The sequence below is a fragment of the Psychrobacter sp. Arc29 genome (assembly GCF_041431175.1).
Taxonomy (GTDB): Bacteria; Pseudomonadota; Gammaproteobacteria; order Pseudomonadales; family Moraxellaceae; genus Psychrobacter.
Map to the genome: position 1 here is coordinate 53,967 of NZ_JASMRR010000007.1, position 17,896 is coordinate 71,862.

Consider the following 17,896-nt stretch of genomic DNA (forward strand, 5'->3'; position numbering starts at 1 on the left):
TTTTCTACGGTTAGTAACGCCTTGCCACTAAACTTATATTGGCTTTAAGCTATACTGATAACTGAAGTAGCATTTTAAAAATACAGATTTGCTTAATTTTTAAAATATGTCCAATGATTGAACTACATCTAATTAATGAAAAAATTGTCTCAATTAAAGACCAATAATTATAAAATAAGGAACCATTATGGAAGTTTTCTATATTCATCCCGATAATCCGCAGCCACGTCTCATTGAGCAAGCCGCTGACCTACTGCGCAAAGACCAATTAATCATTTACCCAACCGATACCAGTTATGCTTTCGGTTGTCGACTAGGTGCAAAAGACGCTTTGACTAAGCTCAAGCAAATTCGTGAGCTTGACGATAAGCATCAATTTACACTGTTATGCCGTGACCTAAGCGAAATTGCCAACTATGCAACCGTGGATAACGTACAATTTAAGCAACTTAAAGCCCACACCCCTGCCCCGATTACTTTCATCCTCAATGCGACAAAAGATGTACCCAAAAAACTGGCGCATGCGAAGAAAAAAACCATTGGTATTCGTGTGCCTAGTAACCCAATTGCTCAGGCATTATTAGAAGCGATGGATGAACCTATTCTGACCAGCTCGCTAATTCTTCCCAATCGAGATGATATATTGGACGATCCATTTGAGATTGAAGACTTATTAGGTAATCAAATCGACGGACTCATCAACGCAGGTATAAAAACGACCAAGCTCACCACCATTGTAGATATGACTAGTAGCCGCCCTGAAGTCATTAGGCAAGGTGCTGCTGATGTCGACTCATTACTACTGTGATCAGATAGCAATATAATTAACGAAATTTAGGCACAAAAAAAGCTCCAATTAAATTGGAGCTTTTTTTATAAAATATGTCTTTGATGCAAAACTAGTCGCGATCAACTAATTCTACATAAGCCATTGGCGCGTTGTCACCATCACGGTAACCACATTTTACGATACGCAAATAACCACCTGGACGCGTCTGGTAACGAGGACCTAACGTGCCAAATAATTTGCCTACCATAGCTTTGCTACGCATACGGCTGAATGCTAAACGACGGTTAGCAACGCTGTCTTCTTTAGCCATAGTGATCAATGGCTCGGCAACGCGACGTAGTTCTTTAGCTTTTGGTAAAGTTGTTTTAATCAGTTCATGCTCAAATAATGAGTTGGTCATGTTCTGAAACATTGCCTTACGATGACTGCCGGTACGACCCAGCTTGACTCCACTCTTACGATGGCGCATAGTCAAAAATCCTTAAAGTTTAACGGCTACGATAAGAAAAGCGATCATCAACACGTAAATCAGCTGGTGGCCAGTTATCTAGGCGCATACCGAGCTCTAAATCTTTAGACGCTAATACGTCCTTGATTTCTGTTAATGATTTCTTACCAAGATTTGGGGTTTTTAGAAGTTCAGTCTCTGAACGCTGTACCAAATCACCGATATAGTAAATGTTTTCAGCTTTCAAGCAGTTGGCTGAGCGAACCGTTAGTTCAAGATCGTCCACAGGGCGTAATAGCACCGGATCAACCTCTTCTTTTTCTTTCACAGGCTCAGGCGCTTCTTCAGCTTCTAGGTCAACAAAGATAGAAATCTGTTGCTGTAAAATAGTTGCTGCTTTACGAATTGCTTCTTCTGGATCTATAGTGCCATTAGTTTCAAGCTCAACGATAAGACGATCAAGATCAGTACGCTGCTCAACGCGAGCGTTCTCAACCTGATAAGCAACACGAAGCACTGGACTAAAACTTGCATCAAGCTTTAAGCGTCCAATTGCTCTGGTATCACCATCTTCACGGCGCTGGTTTGCTGGCTCATATCCACGACCCATCACTACACGCAAACGCATCTTAAGATGACCACGGTCGCTCAATGTACCCAAGACCAATTCTGGATTGATGATGTCAACATTGTGCGGTAACGCGATGTCTGCAGCAGTAATAGTGCCTGGACCTTGTTTATCCAAGGTCAAAAATACTTCATTTTGGTCATGAAGTGTAATTGCCAAGCCTTTTAGGTTCAAAAGCAGGTCAAGTACGTCTTCTTGTAGTCCTTCAAGCGTTGAGTATTCATGGTCAACACCATCAATCTCAGCTTCAATGACTGCAGCACCAGGTAATGAAGATAACAAGATGCGACGCAGAGCATTACCTAGGGTATGCCCAAAGCCGCGTTCTAACGGTTCGAGCGTGACTTTCGCAATCGTTTCGTTAACCGTATCCACATTAATGGCGTTCGGCGTTAGAAACTCAGTTGCATTTAGCATCATGATGTCACCTCGATTTATTAAACTGGTTTAATTAACGTTAATTGCTCAATGCCATTTTCATAACATTGAGCATGACGTTATTACTTAGAGTATAGCTCAACGATCAAGCTTTCGTTGATTTCAGCAGGTAGATCAATACGATCAGGCGCTTTTTTGAACGTGCCTTGTAATTTGCTGTGATCAACATCAAGCCATTCTGGAATACCACGTTGTGTCGCTAGTTCGATAGCGTTTTTGATACGTAGCTGTTCGCGAGACTTCTCTTGGATAGCGATGACATCACCATCTTGAAGCTGAATTGATGGAATGTTTACACGAACAAACTCATCACGACCAGCTTTTTTTACCATAACAGTACGATGACTGACTAGCTGACGTGCTTCAGCGCGAGTTGAGCCAAAGCCCATGCGATATACCACGTTGTCTAGACGGCTCTCAAGCATAGCTAACAAGTTTTCACCAGTAGCACCGCGCTTACGAGCAGCTTCTTTATAGTAATTAGCGAACTGACGCTCTAATACACCGTAGATACGCTTAACTTTTTGCTTTTCACGCAACTGTAGAGCATATTCTGAAGTCTTGTTACGGCTTACACCGTGTTGACCTGGTGGACGACCAGCTTTTTTCGTTTTTACGTCGTATGGTTTAACGCCAGACTTAAGACCTAAGTCAGTGCCTTCACGACGTGATAATTTAAGTTTTGGTCCAATATAACGGGCCATTGTTATGTCTCCTATAAGCTTTTGGGATAAAAAGCTTCGTCTTTAATATTAGACGCGGCGCTTTTTCGGCGCACGGCAACCATTGTGTGGGATTGGGGTTACATCAGAGATGCTGTTAACTTTATAACCCAATGCACCTAGTGCTCTTACCGCAGACTCACGACCCGGTCCTGGTCCTTTGACCAAAACGTCGATATTCTTAACACCATATTCTTGAGCCGCTTTACCAGCGACTTCAGCTGCAACCTGAGCTGCAAATGGTGTAGATTTACGTGAACCACGGAAGCCTTGTCCACCTGAAGTGGCCCAAGCCAATGCATTACCTTGACGATCGGTAATCGTAACAATGGTGTTATTAAAAGACGCATGGATATGGGCGATGCCCTCCGATACTGAACGACGAGTCACCTTTTTGCGACTACGAGTGTCTTTTGCCATCTTTTAGCTTCCTAAGTTAATTATCTTTTGAGAGGACGTGTCGGACCCTTGCGAGTACGAGCGTTGTTCTTGGTGTTCTGACCTCTAACTGGTAGGTTACGACGATGGCGGATGCCACGGTAACAACCAAGATCAACTAAACGCTTAATATTCATTGAAACTTCACGACGAAGGTCACCTTCAGTCATGTAATTTGCAACTTGTGCACGGATAGCATCCAACTGTGTATCATCTAACTGACTAACTTTAGTAGTAGGGGCAATGCCAACTGCTTCTAAGATTTTCTGAGCAGTGGTACGACCTACACCAAAGATGTAAGTTAGTGAAATAACAGCATGCTTATTATCCGGAATGTTTACGCCGGCAATACGAGCCATTGATTTCTCTCCATTAAAGAAAAATAAGCGTTATTTATCAATAAGGCATTATTCTTCAGATTTGTTGCTGTTAATACTAGATTCTTTATAACGATAGTCGTTCTTTTGACTTAGTTAAAAGCCTATTGATCGAAAACATTATAAAACATTCTGCATAAACACGGCAAGTGGCGGATGATATCCCATCCGCCGTTATTTTTCAAGTATTAATTTATCTGGTAACAAAAGTTAAAAAACTTACGCTATCAAATATTAACCTTGACGTTGCTTGTGGCGCGGTTCTGCTGTACAGATAATATGTACACGGCCTTTACGGCGCACAACTTTACAGCTACCACAAATCTTTTTAACTGATGCTTGAACTTTCATAGCATGCTCCTTGAAATATCGTACCGCTCATTAAGGTTGAGTGGGCGATTGAATTAACGTCTGATCATGATATTGATGGGTCATCAAATGCGCTTGAATCTGCGAGATGAAATCCATTACCACAACCACCATAATCAGTAGCGACGTACCACCAAGTTGAAACGGTACACCAAACGATGACTGGACGACCATTGGCATTAAACAAATAACCGTCATATACATCGCGCCAATAAAGGTCAGTCGGTTTAATACATGATCGAGGTAACGCTGAGTTTGTTGTCCGGGGCGGATACCTGGGATATACGCACCACTACGTTTAAGGTTCTCTGCTACTTCACGTGGGCTAAATACCAATGCCGTATAAAAATAACAGAAGAAAATAATCATTGCGCCAAACAGTACTAAATACAGCGGTTGTCCAGGAGACAGTACCAATGCCATATTTTGTAGTATTTTTTGTACGAAGGTAGGATCAGTTGATTGACCAACCCACTGCCCTAAACTCGCTGGAAACAACAACAAAGAACTGGCAAAAATAGCTGGGATAACCCCTGCCATATTGAGCTTCAACGGCAGATGTGACTGCTGCTGAGCATAGATTTTGCGACCTTGCTGTTGCTTCTGTGCATAGTTGACAGGAACACGGCGCTGAGCACGTTCAATATAAACGATACCTGCAGTGACCGCGATGCCTAACAATACAAAAATAAATAGTACAATCAAGTTCATCTGACCTTGATTGACCTGTTCGATAGATTGCGAAATCATACCTGGCGTACCAGCAACAATACTCGCAAAAATGAGCATTGATATACCATTACCTACGCCGCGTTCTGTAATCTGCTCACCAAGCCACATCAAGAACATTGCGCCCGCTACCAATGAAGTAACGGCTGGAATATAGAACGTCAGACCAGATGATAAGGTAAGATTTTGGCTGATTAAGCCAGCACACATTCCTAATGACTGTACTAGTGCTAAAGCAAGCGTTCCTTGACGGGTATACTTGTTCAGCTTGCGTCGCCCTGCTTCACCCTCTTTTTTGAGAGCTTCAAGCGATGGCAATACCGCAGACATCATCTGTACGATAATCGATGCTGAAATATATGGCATGATGCCAAGCGCCATAATAGACATACGCTCTAGCGCACCACCTGAGAACATGTTAAACATGCTCAAGATGGTATTTTCGTTGCGCGAAAACAGATCAGCCAGATTAACCGGATTAATACCCGGGACTGGAATGTGCGACCCTAAACGATAAACAATCAATGCGCCGATTAAGAATAATAAACGCGACCATAGCTCATCATACTTGCGTATAAATGCGAATGGATTAAGCGGTATACCAGCCGATGACATTGATTGTTTTGACACGTTACTACTCCTCGATGCTACCACCAGCAGCTTCGATTGCTTGCTTAGCACCTTTAGTCACTTTGATACCTTTGAAAGTATAAGCTTTAGTGACTTCGCCTGATAGCATTACACGAGCACGTTTCATATCGTGACGGATAAGGTTAGCAGCTTTAAGTGTTTCAAGGCTAACTACATCGCCTTCAATTTTATTCAGTTCAGAAAGACGTACTTCAGCAGTCTTCATAGCCAGTTTACTGGTAAAACCAAATTTTGGTAGACGACGATATAAAGGCATTTGACCACCTTCAAATCCTGAGCGAATGCTAGAACCTGAACGAGATTTCTGACCTTTTACACCACGACCACCAGTCTTACCAAGACCTGAACCGATACCACGACCACGACGTTGGGCAGTTTTCTTTGCGCCAACACCTGGTGATAATTCATTTAATCTAAGACCCATTACGCTTCCTCCACTTTTACCATGTAGTTAACGCGATTAACCATACCACGTGTTGAAGGAGTATCTTCTACTACAACAGTGTGATTAATGCGGCGTAAACCCAATCCTTTCAAGCTCGCTTTGTGGCTCTTTAGGCGATGGGCACCCGATTTAAATTGAGTGACTTTCATTTTTTTCATCGTAACTCACCTAGTCTAAGTTAACCCAAGATTTCGTCTACAGATTTACCACGTTTAGCTGCCATCTTCTCTGGAGTTGACATATCACGTAAACCGTTAAACGTTGCACGAACAACGTTAGCAGTATTGGTAGAACCATAACATTTAGTCAAAACATCTTTGACACCAGCAACTTCTAATACAGCACGCATTGCGCCACCAGCGATTACGCCAGTACCTTCAGATGCAGGCTGCATGTAGACTTTACTAGCACCATGACGTGCTTTGATCGGATGATACAAAGTTGCATCATTTAGCTCAACAGTAATCATATTACGTTTGGCAGCTTCTAGTGCTTTTTGGATAGCAGCAGGCACTTCACGCGCTTTACCACGACCGAAACCAACACGACCATTACCATCACCCACTACGGTCAACGCAGTGAAAGAGAAAATACGACCACCTTTAACAACTTTTGCAACGCGATCAACGGTAACTAAGCGTTCTACTAGACCGTCAGTCTGTTCATTTTTATCATTTTTATCATTTCTAGCCATGATTAAAACTCCAATCCGTTTTCGCGAGCAGCTTCTGCTAAAGCTTTAACTCGACCATGATATTTGAAACCACTACGGTCAAAGGCAACTTTAGTAATGCCAGCTGCTTTTGCGCGTTCTGCGATCATTTGGCCTACAGACGTTGCTGAATCAGCATTACCAGTCGCGCCTGAACGCAAGCTGCTGTCTAAGGTAGATGCCTGAGCAATCACTTCACCACCATTTGGAGAGATAATCTGGGCATAAATATGTTTTGACGTGCGGTTAACCGTTAAGCGATGAACGCCTAAGAAACGGATATGTGCGCGTGTTTTCTTAGCTCGACGCAGACGAGCTGCTTTTTTATCAAACATTTCAACTCACCTTATTTTTTCTTAGCTTCTTTGCGAATCACATGCTCGTCACTATAACGAATACCTTTACCTTTATAAGGCTCAGGTGGGCGGAAACCACGGATATTAGCCGCTGCTTGACCAAGCTGCTGTTTATTGTTTGATTTCAAAACAATTTCAGTTTGCGTTGGGGTTTCAGCTGACACACCTTCAGGTAACGTGTACTCTACTGGATGAGAGTAACCAACGTTTAAGGTTACTTTGTTACCAGCGACTTGTGCGCGATAACCAACACCAATTAACTGAAGACGTCTTTCAAAGCCTTCGTTCACGCCTTTAACATAGTTGTTAATAAGAGCGCGCATGGTGCCAGTGTGCATCATAGCTTCTTTTGAATCGACTGTAGGTGAGAAAATGATAGCATCATCTTCCTGTTTCAGCTCGACCAATTCATGCAGGTGTAAAGACATAGTACCGTTCTTGCCTTTAACTTCGACCTGCCGATCGTTCAAAGTAACGCTTACGCCATTTGGCAGCGTCACTGGGGCTTTAGCCACACGAGACATAGGAATATTCCTTAAAAAATTTAACTTCTTTATATTAGCGAAAAAACTAACAGGCTAAAAAGCGTGTTAGTTTAGCATAGTTGATTGTGTTAGACACCTATCAATTTGAAATAATTTAACATTACTCAATCGATAGAAGCCTAACAAACATCAAATAGACTTCATCGTCGTATAGCTTACGCTACAAATGCAACGATTTCACCACCGATACCAGCAGCACGTGCAGCACGATCGCTCATGATACCTTGGCTAGTAGATACGATAGCAACACCCATACCTTGCTTAACAGTAGGGATTTCGTCTTTACCGCGGAACTGGCGAAGACCAGGACGGCTATAACGTTGAATAGTTTCGATAACCGCACGGCCTTCGAAGTATTTCAATTCAATAGTAAGGGTTGCTTTGTTGTTTTCTTGCTCAGTAACAACGGCGCTCGCCACATAACCTTCGCTAACTAGCAAATCAGCAATTGATTTACGTAATTTAGAGCTCGGCATTGCTACCGATACTTTGTTAGCCATTTGTGCGTTACGGATACGGGTTAGCATATCCCCAACGGTATCTTGCATACTCATATAGTTACTCCTTACCAGCTTGCTTTACGAACACCAGGCACATCGCCTTGCATGACACGCTCACGCAGCATATTGCGTGATAAGCCAAACTTGCGGAAGTAACCGTGAGGACGACCGGTGATAGCACAACGATTACGCAGACGTACTGGTGATGAGTTGCGTGGAAGAGCTTGTAGCTCTAACATCGCTTCCATACGAGCTTCGTCACTTGCAGTCATATCACTGATAGTTTCTTTTAGCTTGATACGCTTTTCAGCATACTTAGCAACCATTTTTTCGCGCTTTAATTCGCGGTTAATCATGCTCTTCTTTGCCATAACGTCTTTACCTTATTTAAATGGGAAGCCGAATGCTTTAAGCAACGCACGACCTTCTTCATCAGATTGAGCTGACGTGGTGATTGTCACATCCATACCACGGATACGGTCAATCTTGTCAAAATCTACTTCTGGGAATACGATCTGTTCTTTGATACCCAATGAGTAGTTACCACGTCCGTCAAAAGCTTTAGGTGAAAAACCGCGGAAATCACGAATACGAGGAATTGCAATGGCAACGAGACGATCTAAAAATTCGTACATTTGCTCACCGCGTAGCGTTACTTTACAGCCAATTGGCCATTCTTCACGAATCTTAAAGCCAGCAACTGATTTACGCGCTTTGGTGACAACAGGTTTTTGACCAGCAATAGCGGTCATGTCAGCTACAGCACCTTCAAGCAATTTCTTGTCTTGAGACGCGCCGCCTACACCCATGTTAAGTGTGATTTTAGTGATTTTAGGCACTTGCATCACATTGTCCAAACCAAGATCTTCTTTGATTTGCTGCTTTAATTTATCGTTATATAAAGATTTTAATCTTGCCATTACCATTACACCCTTAGTGTCTTACGCAGTCGCCACTACTTCACCGTTTGAACGATAGACGCGTTGTTTCTTGCCGTCTTCGCCAAACTGATAAGTAATACGGTCTGCTTTTTGGGTTTGCGCATTTAAGATTGCGACATTTGAGATATGCAAAAAAGCTTCTTGCTTAAGAATACCACCTTCAACGCCAGTTGCCTGATTTGGCTTCTGATGTTTAGTGACAATATTAATGCCTTCAACTTTAATACGATCGTTTTTTACAGCTTGTACAGTACCTTGCTTGCCTTTGTCTTTCCCAGCAATCACGATAACTGTATCGCCTTTACGTAATTTTGACATGGATTACCTCACAATACTTCTGGTGCTAGTGATACAATTTTCATAAACTGATCACCACGTAGTTCACGAGTTACCGGTCCAAAAATACGAGTTGCAATCGGCGCTTTGTTTTGGTTCAACAATACCGCAGCATTGTCATCAAAACGTAACACAGAACCATCTGGACGACGAACGCCTTTTTTGGTGCGTACAACTACTGCATTCATCACGTCGCCTTTTTTAACACGACCACGAGGAATGGCTTCTTTAACCGTTACTTTAATAATGTCGCCAACTGATGCATAACGACGATGAGAACCACCCAGTACTTTAATGCACTGAACTCGCCTTGCACCGCTATTGTCTGCAACTTCCAGCATTGACTCAACCTGAATCATAGCGTTACTCCACACGTATGAGCAATAAAAACCAGTTGCTGCCGCTAGCACAGAATGAGTAGGACGGCATTTTAATATAAATAACCGCGACTTACTCTTAATGTGAGTGATATACGCTCGGCGCAATCAGCATCCTTAAAAAGGCGGCTATTTTAACAGCTTCTGGCTTTTAATGCAATTTACTTAGATTTTTTCTACTTTTTCAACCACATCAACTAAAGTCCAAGACTTAGTTTTTGAGATTGGACGCGTTTCTTTGATACGGACAAGGTCGCCTTGTTGGCAAACGTTGTTCTCATCATGTGCTTTGATTTTAGTAGAACGACGAAGCTGTTTGCCATACAAAGGATGACGAACCAGACGCTCAATCAAAACTGTGATGGACTTGTCCATCTTGTCGCTGACAACTCGTCCTGTCAATACGCTAGCATTGGTAGCTGTTTGATTGTTATCGCTCATGAGTCGCCTCGTTGTTTCTCGTTGATCAAAGTCTGAAGCTGAGCAATCGTGCGACGATTGCCTCTGACTTCATGGGTATTACCCAACTGACCAGTTGCTTTAGCCATACGAATACGGAAAGCATCAAGTTGCTTTTCATCAAGTAACTGGGTCAGTTCTTCTAATGATTTATCACGTAATTCACTGATCTTCATTACATTATCGTCCGCTTAACAATGGTAGTTTTAAAGGGCAGTTTTGCTGCAGCAAGCGTGAAAGCTTCACGTGCAAGCTCTTCTGGCACCCCTTCAATTTCATATAGCACTTTACCAGGCTTGATTTCGCATACCCAATACTCGACTGGACCTTTACCTTTACCCATACGTACTTCTAATGGTTTGTTGGTAATAGGCTTGTCTGGGAATACACGAATCCAAATCTTACCGCCACGCTTAATTTTACGAGTGATGGTACGACGTGCTGCTTCGATTTGACGGGCTGTCATACGACCGCGCGTCAATGATTTTAGACCAATTTGTCCGAATGCAACGGTGCTTCCACGATGAGCTAGCCCAGTGTTACGACCTTTGTGCATTTTACGAAACTTGGTACGTTTTGGCTGTAACATAGTTTAACCTCTGTCTGAGTTTCGACGGTTTCCGTTTCCGCGACCACGGCGTTTTGGCGCACGAGTCTGCTCTTCTTTGACGGGATTATAAACACTATTCATACCGTCAAGGATCTCTCCGCGGAAAATCCAAACTTTAACACCGATGGTGCCGTAAGTTGTCTCTGCACGAATTGACGCATAGTCAATATCAGCACGAAGGGTATGCAATGGCACACGGCCTTCACGATACCATTCGCTACGAGCAATCTCAGCACCGCCAAGACGACCAGACAGCTCAACTTTAATACCTTTAGCACCAGAACGCATGCTGTTTTGTACGGCGCGCTTCATCGCACGACGGAACATAACACGACGCTCAAGCTGGCTACTGATACCTTCTGCTACCAAACGTGCATCAAGGTCAGGTGACGTGATCTCTTCAATGTTGACCTGAGCAGGTACGCCCATAATTTTGGTCAATTCTTTTTGAAGTCTTTCGATATCTTCGCCTTTCTTACCGATAACGATACCAGGGCGCGCAGTGGCGATGGTAATCTTAGCAGCGCCAGTAGGACGCTCGATCATGATGTTGCTGATCATTGCGTTATCTAGCTTTTTGCGTAAATATTCACGGACTTGAATGTCGTTGATTAGGTATTCTGAGTATTGTTTAGGGTTAGCATACCAGTTTGCATTATGCTTTTTTACAACACCAAGACGAATTCCGATTGGATGTACTTTTTGACCCATAACTTATTCTCCTACCTTTATAGTGATGTGACAAGTACGCTTGCTGATACGATCAGCGCGACCTTTGGCACGTGGTAGGATACGTTTTAGCGTAATGCCTTCATCAACATAGATAGTGGCGACTTTAAGGTCGTCGATATCTAGGCCGTGATTATGCTCGGCATTGGCGATGGCTGAGTTAAGACATTTCTTAACAAAAACAGCGCCTTTTTTATTGCTATACGTTAGGATATCCAAAGCACGCTCAATAGATTTGCCACGAACTTCATCAGCAACGAGTCTAACTTTTTGTGCCGATATGGCGGCACCGCGTAATTTTGCAGTTACTTCCATGGTAAGCACCTTATCTCTTAGCTTTTTTGTCAATGCCATGACCACGATACGTACGAGTCGGGGCAAATTCACCTAGTTTATGACCAACCATCTGCTCACTAACGATAACCGGTACGTGAGTACGGCCATTGTGGACAGATAAAGTTAGGCCAACCATTTGTGGTAGGATCATCGAGCGGCGCGACCAAGTTTTAATTGGCTTGCGTGAGTTGGTGTCTAATGCATTCTCAACTTTAGCAAATAAGTGCGCGTCTATGAATGGACCTTTTTTCAATGAACGAGGCATGAAATTCTTCCTTTATTTCTTCTTGGCGCGACGGCGGATGATCATGTTGTCAGTACGCTTGTTATGACGCGTTTTAAGTCCTTTAGACTTCTGACCCCAAGGGCTAGTTGGATGGCGACCTTTGTTACGACCTTCACCACCACCATGTGGGTGATCAACCGGGTTCATAGCGACACCACGAACTGAAGGACGAACACCACGCCAACGTGAAGCACCAGCTTTACCAAGTGATTTCAAGTTGTTTTCAGTGTTAGAAACTTCACCAATAACAGCACGGCAGTTTACGTGTACACGGCGTGTTTCGCCTGAACGTAGACGTAGAATAGCATAAATACCGTCACGGCCTAATAACTGAACGCTAGCACCCGCAGAACGAGCCATCTGTGCACCTTTACCGATTTTAAGCTCGATATTGTGAATCACAGTACCCAATGGGATGTTTTTTAGCGGTAAGCAGTTACCTGGACGAATTGGAGACGTCTCGCCTGACATTACTGTATCGCCAACTGCTTGTTTCTTAGCAGCGATGATGTAACGACGTTCGCCATCAGCATACTTAAGTAGTGCAATATGTGCAGTACGGTTAGGATCGTATTCAATACGCTCTACCACAGCTGGGATATTGTCTTTAGTACGTTTGAAGTCGATAATGCGATAATGTTGCTTATGACCACCGCCGATGTGACGAGTAGTGATACGACCATTATTGTTACGACCACCTGACTTACTTTTTGATTCTAGAAGCGCTGCATAAGGACGACCTTTATAAAGGTGTGGATGCACAACTTTTTCAACAAAACGACGGCCTGGTGATGTTGGCTTTGCTCTTACGATAGGCATGAGTGTAATCCTTATTCGTTATTCGCTGTTTCACTAGTAGAAGTAGTAGTGTTCGCTACGTCTTCACCAGCATCAGCCATTTGTACATCTTGACCAGCTTTTAAGGTAACATAGGCTTTTTTGTAGTCATTACGACGGCCGATGCTTTTACCAAAACGCTTTGTCTTACCTTTAACATTCAAAGTGTTTACTTTAGTAACTTCAACACCTTCAAACATCAACTCAACTGCTTTCTTGACTTCAAGCTTAGTAGCATTAGAATCAATTTTAAATACCTGCACACCAAGTGAGTCGCCAAGCATTTGAGATTTTTCTGAGAATACAGGTCCTCTTAAGACCTGATAAAGTCTTGCGTTGTTCATGCTAGTGCTTCCTCAAATTGTTTCGCAGCTTCAACTGACATGATCACTTTATCAAATGCGATCAAGCTCACTGGATCCACTTCGTTTGTACCAAGTACATTGACGTGCGGAATGTTGCGAGCAGCTAAGTATAAGTTCTCGTCAACTTCTTTGGTGACGATTAATGCACGAGGTGCACCAAGCTCATTTAGCTTTGCAATCAGTTCTTTAGTTTTCGGCCCAGAAACGCTCAACTCTTCTACCAAAATCAGACGCTCTTGACGAATCAATTCTGCTAGGATGCACTGCATCGCACCGCGATACATTTTACGGTTTACTTTCTGTGACCAATCTTGTGGTTTTGCAGCGAATGCACGACCACCTGAACGCCAGATTGGGCTACGAATAGAGCCCGCACGAGCGCGACCAGTACCTTTTTGGCGCCATGGCTTGATACCACCGCCTGAAACTTCGGCACGGGTTTTTTGTGCGCGTGTACCTTGGCGAGCACCAGCTAAATAAGCGGTGACGACTTGATGCACTAGTGCTTCGTTGAATTCACGACCAAATGCCGTATCAGAAAGCTCAACCGCCGCACCTGTAACTGTTTTTAAATCCACGTTAATCCCCTTGCTTAGGCTTTGACTGACGGACGTACGATAACATCGCCACCGGTGGCACCTGGGATAGCACCCTTGATGACAAGTAACCCTTTTTCGGCGTCAACCGAAATCACTTCTAGGCCTTGAACAGTAACACGCTTGTTACCCATCTGGCCCGCCATCTTTTTGCCCTTGAATACTTTACCTGGTGACTGGTTTTGACCAGTTGAACCATGTGCACGATGAGACACTGAGTTACCATGAGTAGCATCTTGCATACTAAAGTTGTGACGTTTGATAGGACCCTGGAAGCCTTTACCTTTACTGTTTCCTGTCACATCAACCATCTGACCTTGTTCGAACAAGTCAGCTAGAATCTCACCGCCAATCTCACGACCTTCAAGATCGCTATCGTTGACACGAAATTCCCAAACACCACGGCCAGCTTTAACGCCAGCTTTCGCGAAGTGACCTTTTTGTGCGGCTGTTACGCGGCTGTCACGACGAGTACCTGTGGTGATTTGGATGGCTTGGTAACCATCTACATCAGTATTTTTTACTTGAGTAATGCGGTTTGCATCGACCTCAACCACTGTTACAGGGATAGATGCGCCTGTTTCAGTGAAGACACGGGTCATGCCGCATTTTTTACCGACTAAACCGATCGCCATTTTAGACCTCTTTATATCTTATATTAATGGGTTGGGTGTGTAATGTGCATTAACCCAAAGCAATTTGGACGTCAACACCCGCCGCTAAATCTAATTTCATTAGCGCATCCACAGTTTTGTCAGTAGGCTGAACGATATCAACCATACGCTTGTGAGTACGGATTTCGTACTGGTCACGCGCGTCTTTGTTAACGTGTGGTGAGGTTAGAACGTTGAAGCGCTCAATGCGAGTCGGCAACGGTACAGGACCACAAACTTGCGCACCGGTGCGCTTTGCAGTATCAACAATCTCTTGTGCAGATTGATCGATCAGACGATGATCAAAAGACTTAAGACGGATACGGATTCTCTGGTTAGCCATGCCAGCAAGCTCCTAATATGTGCTTTCGTCATTCTTGCGTCGCAAGATCATGATCAAAAGCAGTTTGGTTAAATATTCACTTAAAGCGGCCTTCTGTTCTTAACCAGAATGAGTTCTTTATCCGAACTTATAGCGTGCCAAAAGCAAAATAGTTTAAAGCCCCGCCAACTCTCCTATAATGGATGTCAGCAAAGGCATAATGAAATAGTGCTAGAAACGATGCTCCAGCTGTAATAGCGCCAGCCTTTTTAGTCGGCTGCGCATATATAATTCAGTGGTGTATATTATACACAGTATTTTAGACATTGCAAGGGCAATATCTGAAGGGATGAAAGATACCAGCTCTCAGAAATCTGCTTTACCAGTCAGCGTGTTGCCACCAAAAAATTTTAACTGTACTTAATGGTATCAGTCTAAAACAATATCATACTGTTCTTGAGTATATAAATTCTCTACATCAAACGTAATGACCCTACCTAGTAGGTACTCTAGATCGGCTACCGTATCTGACTCTGATGTCAGCAATAAATCAATGACTGCCGCATGAGCCACTACTGTGAATTTCTTAGGAGAATTATAAGTACGGGCGCAGCGCATGATTTCGCGGAAAATCTCAAAACAAACTGTCTCTGCCGTTTTGACAAACCCGCGACCTTGGCAGGTTGAGCAAGGCTCACAGAGCTGTTGTCCTAGTGATTCACGCGTGCGCTTACGTGTCATCTCTACCAGTCCAAGCTCACTAACCTGTGTGATTTTAGTTTTGGCATAGTCTTGGGTTAGCTGTGCCTGCAAGCTCTCTAATACATCATCCTTATGCTGCTGCTCTAGCATATCAATGAAATCAAGAATGATAATGCCGCCTAGGTTACGCAGGCGCAGCTGACGTGCGATAGCATGTGTGGCTTCTAGGTTGGTCTTGTAAACGGTGTCCTCTAATGAGCGACCGCCTACAAAAGAGCCTGTATTGACATCAATCGTCGTCATTGCTTCTGTTTGGTCAATAATCAGATAGCCACCAGACTTTAGGTCGACACGACGTTTCAATGCGTCACGTAAATCATCCTCAACCCGATGCACGTCAAACAGTGATTGCTCTGCCGTATAATGCACGATTTTATCGTAAATAAACGGTACAAACTCTTTGGCAAAGTATCTGACTTGTTCATAGATTTGCGTATTATCAATGATGACTTTTTCGGTATCAGCATGTACCAAGTCACGAATAGAGCGCAGTGGTAGCGATAGTTCTTGATAAATAAGTTCTGAGCTCTGGTGATGATTGATCTCTTGGCGGCGAGCACAGATAGTACGCCACAGCTGCAACAGATAGTAAATATCTTCTTCTAGCTTATCGACAGGGACACGCTCAGCCGCAGTACGAGCGATCAGACCGCCTTTTAGATTGACCGTTTGCATTAAGCTACTAAGCTCAGTTTTTAGACGCGTGCGCTCTTCTTCACCATCAATACGCTGTGATATACCGATATGATCACTTGATGGCAAATAGACCAGATAGCGGGATGGTAATGATATATTGGTGGTTAAGCGAGCGCCTTTACTACCCAACTGGTCTTTGGTGACTTGTACCAAGATACGCTGGCTTTCGTGTAATCGATGCTGAATCAAAGTCTTAGAAACAGACACGACCTCTGTACTTTGAGTACTGACAACCGGTGGTGTGACTGCTAAGCTATCCGTGGATGCTTCTATGGTGGCGCTATTGTCACTATTTTCTTTTTTGTCATTTGTAGCGGCTTTGCTTTTGTCTTCTGTGACTGGACGAGGCTCACGCTGCATATCATTGACATGTAAAAATGCTGTCCGCGATTGACCGATATCGACAAAGGCTGCCTGCATGCCTGGAAGGACACGTACAACTGTACCCAGATAAATATTGCCGACCAAACCCAGTTTGTGATGTCGCTCAATATAAATCTCACCCAAGATGCCATTATCTAAAACCGCAACACGGGATTCCATTGGACTAATATTAATCAGCAGCTCTTCGGACATAGTTTTTTCTCTTATCTCTCAGCTTTCTTATCAGACGGTCATCGTCTATTAGATTGACAGTGTAACAAATGCGCCTTGCTCTTGCCCATTGCCCTACCGTGTCATTATGTGCATATATAATTATAACGGATCAACGATATCCTCACTGCCTTCTATCATGTCTTTAATTAAGGCCAGCGTTTGCGCCAATGGCAACCCAACGACATTGGTATAGCTGCCGTTGATACGACTCACCCAAGCAGCACCCAAACCCTGAATACCATACCCACCCGCTTTATCAGCAGGCTCCCCACTGTCCCAATAATTACTCATCATCTCTGTAGTCAATGGTATGAAGGTCACTTCTGTACGCTCAGTAATTTGCTGCTGATCGATAATTTGAAACGCTTGAGTGTGCTCTGATGCATTGTGTTCTGTTACTTTAGGTAGCCGCTGTATTTTGGTGGCTTGTACGGCAGTCCATACTTCATGGATATTATCTGACATCTGCTGCCACATGCTATAAGCATGCTCACGATCGGTCGGTTTGACCAGTACTGTCTTGCCATCTGGTAACACACCGATGGTATCAGAGGTTAAAATGATAATTGATTCGGCAGAAGTGTCTTTATTAGTATTTAACGTTTCGTTTAGTTGCTCTGTGGCAGTTATGGCTTTGGTAGCGACCATACGTTCAATATAGTCTTTGGGTAATTCATCATCTTGCGGCGTTTCATCAATATCTACGCTCAACACTCTAAAATCTAACTGTGCTCTTTCTAGTAGCTCTCGACGACGCGGCGAACCAGACGCTAAAATGATATCCATCGCTCTTCTCTTCATTTACAGATTTATTAGGTATGTATTTTTTAGATACTTTATAGATAA

Annotated in this window: 31 protein-coding genes; 1 reads left to right on the forward strand and 30 read right to left on the reverse strand. The window is 43.4% G+C overall.

Annotation, left to right across the window (positions count from 1 at the left end; translation table 11 throughout):
- Positions 1 to 187: 187 nt before the first annotated feature.
- On the forward strand, positions 188 to 808 hold the full coding sequence (locus QO189_RS10350; RefSeq protein WP_238038750.1) for an L-threonylcarbamoyladenylate synthase: 621 nt from the start codon (positions 188 to 190) through the stop codon (positions 806 to 808).
- A 91-nt stretch (positions 809 to 899) separates the two neighbouring features.
- Here the strand turns inward: QO189_RS10350 and rplQ are convergent, their stop codons facing one another.
- The 30 genes from rplQ to QO189_RS10500 form a co-directional block, all read right to left on the reverse strand.
- On the reverse strand, positions 900 to 1,259 hold the full coding sequence (gene rplQ / locus QO189_RS10355; protein WP_021813387.1) for a 50S ribosomal protein L17: 360 nt from the start codon (positions 1,257 to 1,259) through the stop codon (positions 900 to 902).
- Between the two features lie 19 nt (positions 1,260 to 1,278).
- A complete protein-coding gene (rpoA, locus tag QO189_RS10360; protein ID WP_201599219.1) occupies positions 1,279 to 2,286 on the reverse strand; it encodes a DNA-directed RNA polymerase subunit alpha in 1,008 nt (335 codons plus the stop codon).
- A gap of 80 nt (positions 2,287 to 2,366) precedes the next feature.
- On the reverse strand, positions 2,367 to 3,008 hold the full coding sequence (gene rpsD, locus QO189_RS10365; RefSeq protein ID WP_058025563.1) for a 30S ribosomal protein S4: 642 nt from the start codon (positions 3,006 to 3,008) through the stop codon (positions 2,367 to 2,369).
- A gap of 48 nt (positions 3,009 to 3,056) precedes the next feature.
- Positions 3,057 to 3,446 carry a 30S ribosomal protein S11 gene (gene rpsK / locus QO189_RS10370; protein ID WP_045454458.1) on the reverse strand — a complete coding sequence of 130 codons (390 nt, stop codon included), beginning with the start codon at positions 3,444 to 3,446 and terminating at the stop codon, positions 3,057 to 3,059.
- Positions 3,447 to 3,466: 20 nt separating this feature from the next.
- Complete coding sequence (gene rpsM / locus QO189_RS10375; protein ID WP_021813384.1) at positions 3,467 to 3,823, reverse strand: 30S ribosomal protein S13; 357 nt, start codon at positions 3,821 to 3,823, stop codon at positions 3,467 to 3,469.
- Between the two features lie 252 nt (positions 3,824 to 4,075).
- Positions 4,076 to 4,192 carry a 50S ribosomal protein L36 gene (gene rpmJ / locus QO189_RS10380; protein WP_010196721.1) on the reverse strand — a complete coding sequence of 39 codons (117 nt, stop codon included), beginning with the start codon at positions 4,190 to 4,192 and terminating at the stop codon, positions 4,076 to 4,078.
- A 30-nt stretch (positions 4,193 to 4,222) separates the two neighbouring features.
- The gene (gene secY / locus QO189_RS10385) at positions 4,223 to 5,554 is read right to left on the reverse strand and encodes a preprotein translocase subunit SecY (protein WP_178379273.1); all 1,332 of its coding nucleotides are present in this window, start codon (positions 5,552 to 5,554) and stop codon (positions 4,223 to 4,225) included.
- A 19-nt stretch (positions 5,555 to 5,573) separates the two neighbouring features.
- Positions 5,574 to 6,014: a 50S ribosomal protein L15 gene (gene rplO, locus QO189_RS10390; protein WP_057758719.1), complete on the reverse strand. Its 441-nt coding sequence runs from the start codon at positions 6,012 to 6,014 to the stop codon at positions 5,574 to 5,576.
- Positions 6,014 to 6,193, reverse strand: coding sequence for a 50S ribosomal protein L30 (rpmD, locus tag QO189_RS10395; protein WP_057758718.1), 180 nt, complete (start codon positions 6,191 to 6,193; stop codon positions 6,014 to 6,016). Before rpmD ends, rplO begins: the two co-directional genes overlap by 1 nt.
- A gap of 20 nt (positions 6,194 to 6,213) precedes the next feature.
- On the reverse strand, positions 6,214 to 6,729 hold the full coding sequence (gene rpsE / locus QO189_RS10400; RefSeq protein ID WP_010196711.1) for a 30S ribosomal protein S5: 516 nt from the start codon (positions 6,727 to 6,729) through the stop codon (positions 6,214 to 6,216).
- Positions 6,730 to 6,731: 2 nt separating this feature from the next.
- Entirely contained in the window at positions 6,732 to 7,082 is a 351-nt protein-coding gene (gene rplR, locus QO189_RS10405) for a 50S ribosomal protein L18 (protein WP_057758713.1), read from the reverse strand.
- An 11-nt stretch (positions 7,083 to 7,093) separates the two neighbouring features.
- On the reverse strand, positions 7,094 to 7,627 hold the full coding sequence (rplF, locus tag QO189_RS10410) for a 50S ribosomal protein L6 (protein WP_201599217.1): 534 nt from the start codon (positions 7,625 to 7,627) through the stop codon (positions 7,094 to 7,096).
- A gap of 176 nt (positions 7,628 to 7,803) precedes the next feature.
- Entirely contained in the window at positions 7,804 to 8,202 is a 399-nt protein-coding gene (rpsH, locus tag QO189_RS10415; protein ID WP_057758708.1) for a 30S ribosomal protein S8, read from the reverse strand.
- Between the two features lie 11 nt (positions 8,203 to 8,213).
- Positions 8,214 to 8,519: a 30S ribosomal protein S14 gene (gene rpsN / locus QO189_RS10420; protein WP_193006033.1), complete on the reverse strand. Its 306-nt coding sequence runs from the start codon at positions 8,517 to 8,519 to the stop codon at positions 8,214 to 8,216.
- A 12-nt stretch (positions 8,520 to 8,531) separates the two neighbouring features.
- Positions 8,532 to 9,068, reverse strand: a complete 537-nt coding sequence (gene rplE, locus QO189_RS10425) for a 50S ribosomal protein L5 (protein ID WP_057758706.1) — start codon at positions 9,066 to 9,068, stop codon at positions 8,532 to 8,534.
- Between the two features lie 21 nt (positions 9,069 to 9,089).
- The gene (gene rplX, locus QO189_RS10430; RefSeq protein WP_011279796.1) at positions 9,090 to 9,407 is read right to left on the reverse strand and encodes a 50S ribosomal protein L24; all 318 of its coding nucleotides are present in this window, start codon (positions 9,405 to 9,407) and stop codon (positions 9,090 to 9,092) included.
- An 8-nt stretch (positions 9,408 to 9,415) separates the two neighbouring features.
- On the reverse strand, positions 9,416 to 9,784 hold the full coding sequence (rplN, locus tag QO189_RS10435) for a 50S ribosomal protein L14 (protein ID WP_010196702.1): 369 nt from the start codon (positions 9,782 to 9,784) through the stop codon (positions 9,416 to 9,418).
- Positions 9,785 to 9,967: 183 nt separating this feature from the next.
- A complete protein-coding gene (rpsQ, locus tag QO189_RS10440; protein WP_021813375.1) occupies positions 9,968 to 10,243 on the reverse strand; it encodes a 30S ribosomal protein S17 in 276 nt (91 codons plus the stop codon).
- The gene (gene rpmC, locus QO189_RS10445; protein ID WP_110923946.1) at positions 10,240 to 10,437 is read right to left on the reverse strand and encodes a 50S ribosomal protein L29; all 198 of its coding nucleotides are present in this window, start codon (positions 10,435 to 10,437) and stop codon (positions 10,240 to 10,242) included. Before rpmC ends, rpsQ begins: the two co-directional genes overlap by 4 nt.
- Positions 10,437 to 10,850 carry a 50S ribosomal protein L16 gene (gene rplP, locus QO189_RS10450; protein ID WP_010196693.1) on the reverse strand — a complete coding sequence of 138 codons (414 nt, stop codon included), beginning with the start codon at positions 10,848 to 10,850 and terminating at the stop codon, positions 10,437 to 10,439. Before rplP ends, rpmC begins: the two co-directional genes overlap by 1 nt.
- Before the next feature lie 3 nt (positions 10,851 to 10,853).
- Entirely contained in the window at positions 10,854 to 11,582 is a 729-nt protein-coding gene (gene rpsC / locus QO189_RS10455) for a 30S ribosomal protein S3 (protein WP_201599216.1), read from the reverse strand.
- A gap of 3 nt (positions 11,583 to 11,585) precedes the next feature.
- On the reverse strand, positions 11,586 to 11,915 hold the full coding sequence (gene rplV, locus QO189_RS10460; RefSeq protein WP_021813373.1) for a 50S ribosomal protein L22: 330 nt from the start codon (positions 11,913 to 11,915) through the stop codon (positions 11,586 to 11,588).
- 10 nt (positions 11,916 to 11,925) lie between these two features.
- On the reverse strand, positions 11,926 to 12,201 hold the full coding sequence (rpsS, locus tag QO189_RS10465; protein ID WP_010196682.1) for a 30S ribosomal protein S19: 276 nt from the start codon (positions 12,199 to 12,201) through the stop codon (positions 11,926 to 11,928).
- Between the two features lie 12 nt (positions 12,202 to 12,213).
- Positions 12,214 to 13,041, reverse strand: a complete 828-nt coding sequence (rplB, locus tag QO189_RS10470) for a 50S ribosomal protein L2 (RefSeq protein ID WP_058025575.1) — start codon at positions 13,039 to 13,041, stop codon at positions 12,214 to 12,216.
- 11 nt (positions 13,042 to 13,052) lie between these two features.
- Positions 13,053 to 13,403 (reverse strand): 50S ribosomal protein L23, encoded by a 351-nt coding sequence (gene rplW, locus QO189_RS10475; protein WP_319052268.1) that lies wholly within the window; start codon positions 13,401 to 13,403, stop codon positions 13,053 to 13,055.
- Positions 13,400 to 14,002 (reverse strand): 50S ribosomal protein L4, encoded by a 603-nt coding sequence (rplD, locus tag QO189_RS10480; RefSeq protein WP_075106934.1) that lies wholly within the window; start codon positions 14,000 to 14,002, stop codon positions 13,400 to 13,402. The genes rplW and rplD overlap by 4 nt, the downstream gene beginning before the upstream one ends.
- 14 nt (positions 14,003 to 14,016) lie before the next feature.
- On the reverse strand, positions 14,017 to 14,655 hold the full coding sequence (gene rplC / locus QO189_RS10485; protein ID WP_371532672.1) for a 50S ribosomal protein L3: 639 nt from the start codon (positions 14,653 to 14,655) through the stop codon (positions 14,017 to 14,019).
- A 49-nt stretch (positions 14,656 to 14,704) separates the two neighbouring features.
- The gene (gene rpsJ, locus QO189_RS10490) at positions 14,705 to 15,016 is read right to left on the reverse strand and encodes a 30S ribosomal protein S10 (protein ID WP_010196670.1); all 312 of its coding nucleotides are present in this window, start codon (positions 15,014 to 15,016) and stop codon (positions 14,705 to 14,707) included.
- Positions 15,017 to 15,424: 408 nt separating this feature from the next.
- Entirely contained in the window at positions 15,425 to 17,029 is a 1,605-nt protein-coding gene (locus tag QO189_RS10495) for a ribonuclease E/G (protein WP_371532673.1), read from the reverse strand.
- A gap of 120 nt (positions 17,030 to 17,149) precedes the next feature.
- Complete coding sequence (locus QO189_RS10500; protein WP_371532674.1) at positions 17,150 to 17,836, reverse strand: nucleoside triphosphate pyrophosphatase; 687 nt, start codon at positions 17,834 to 17,836, stop codon at positions 17,150 to 17,152.
- Between the last annotated feature and the right edge of the window lie 60 nt (positions 17,837 to 17,896).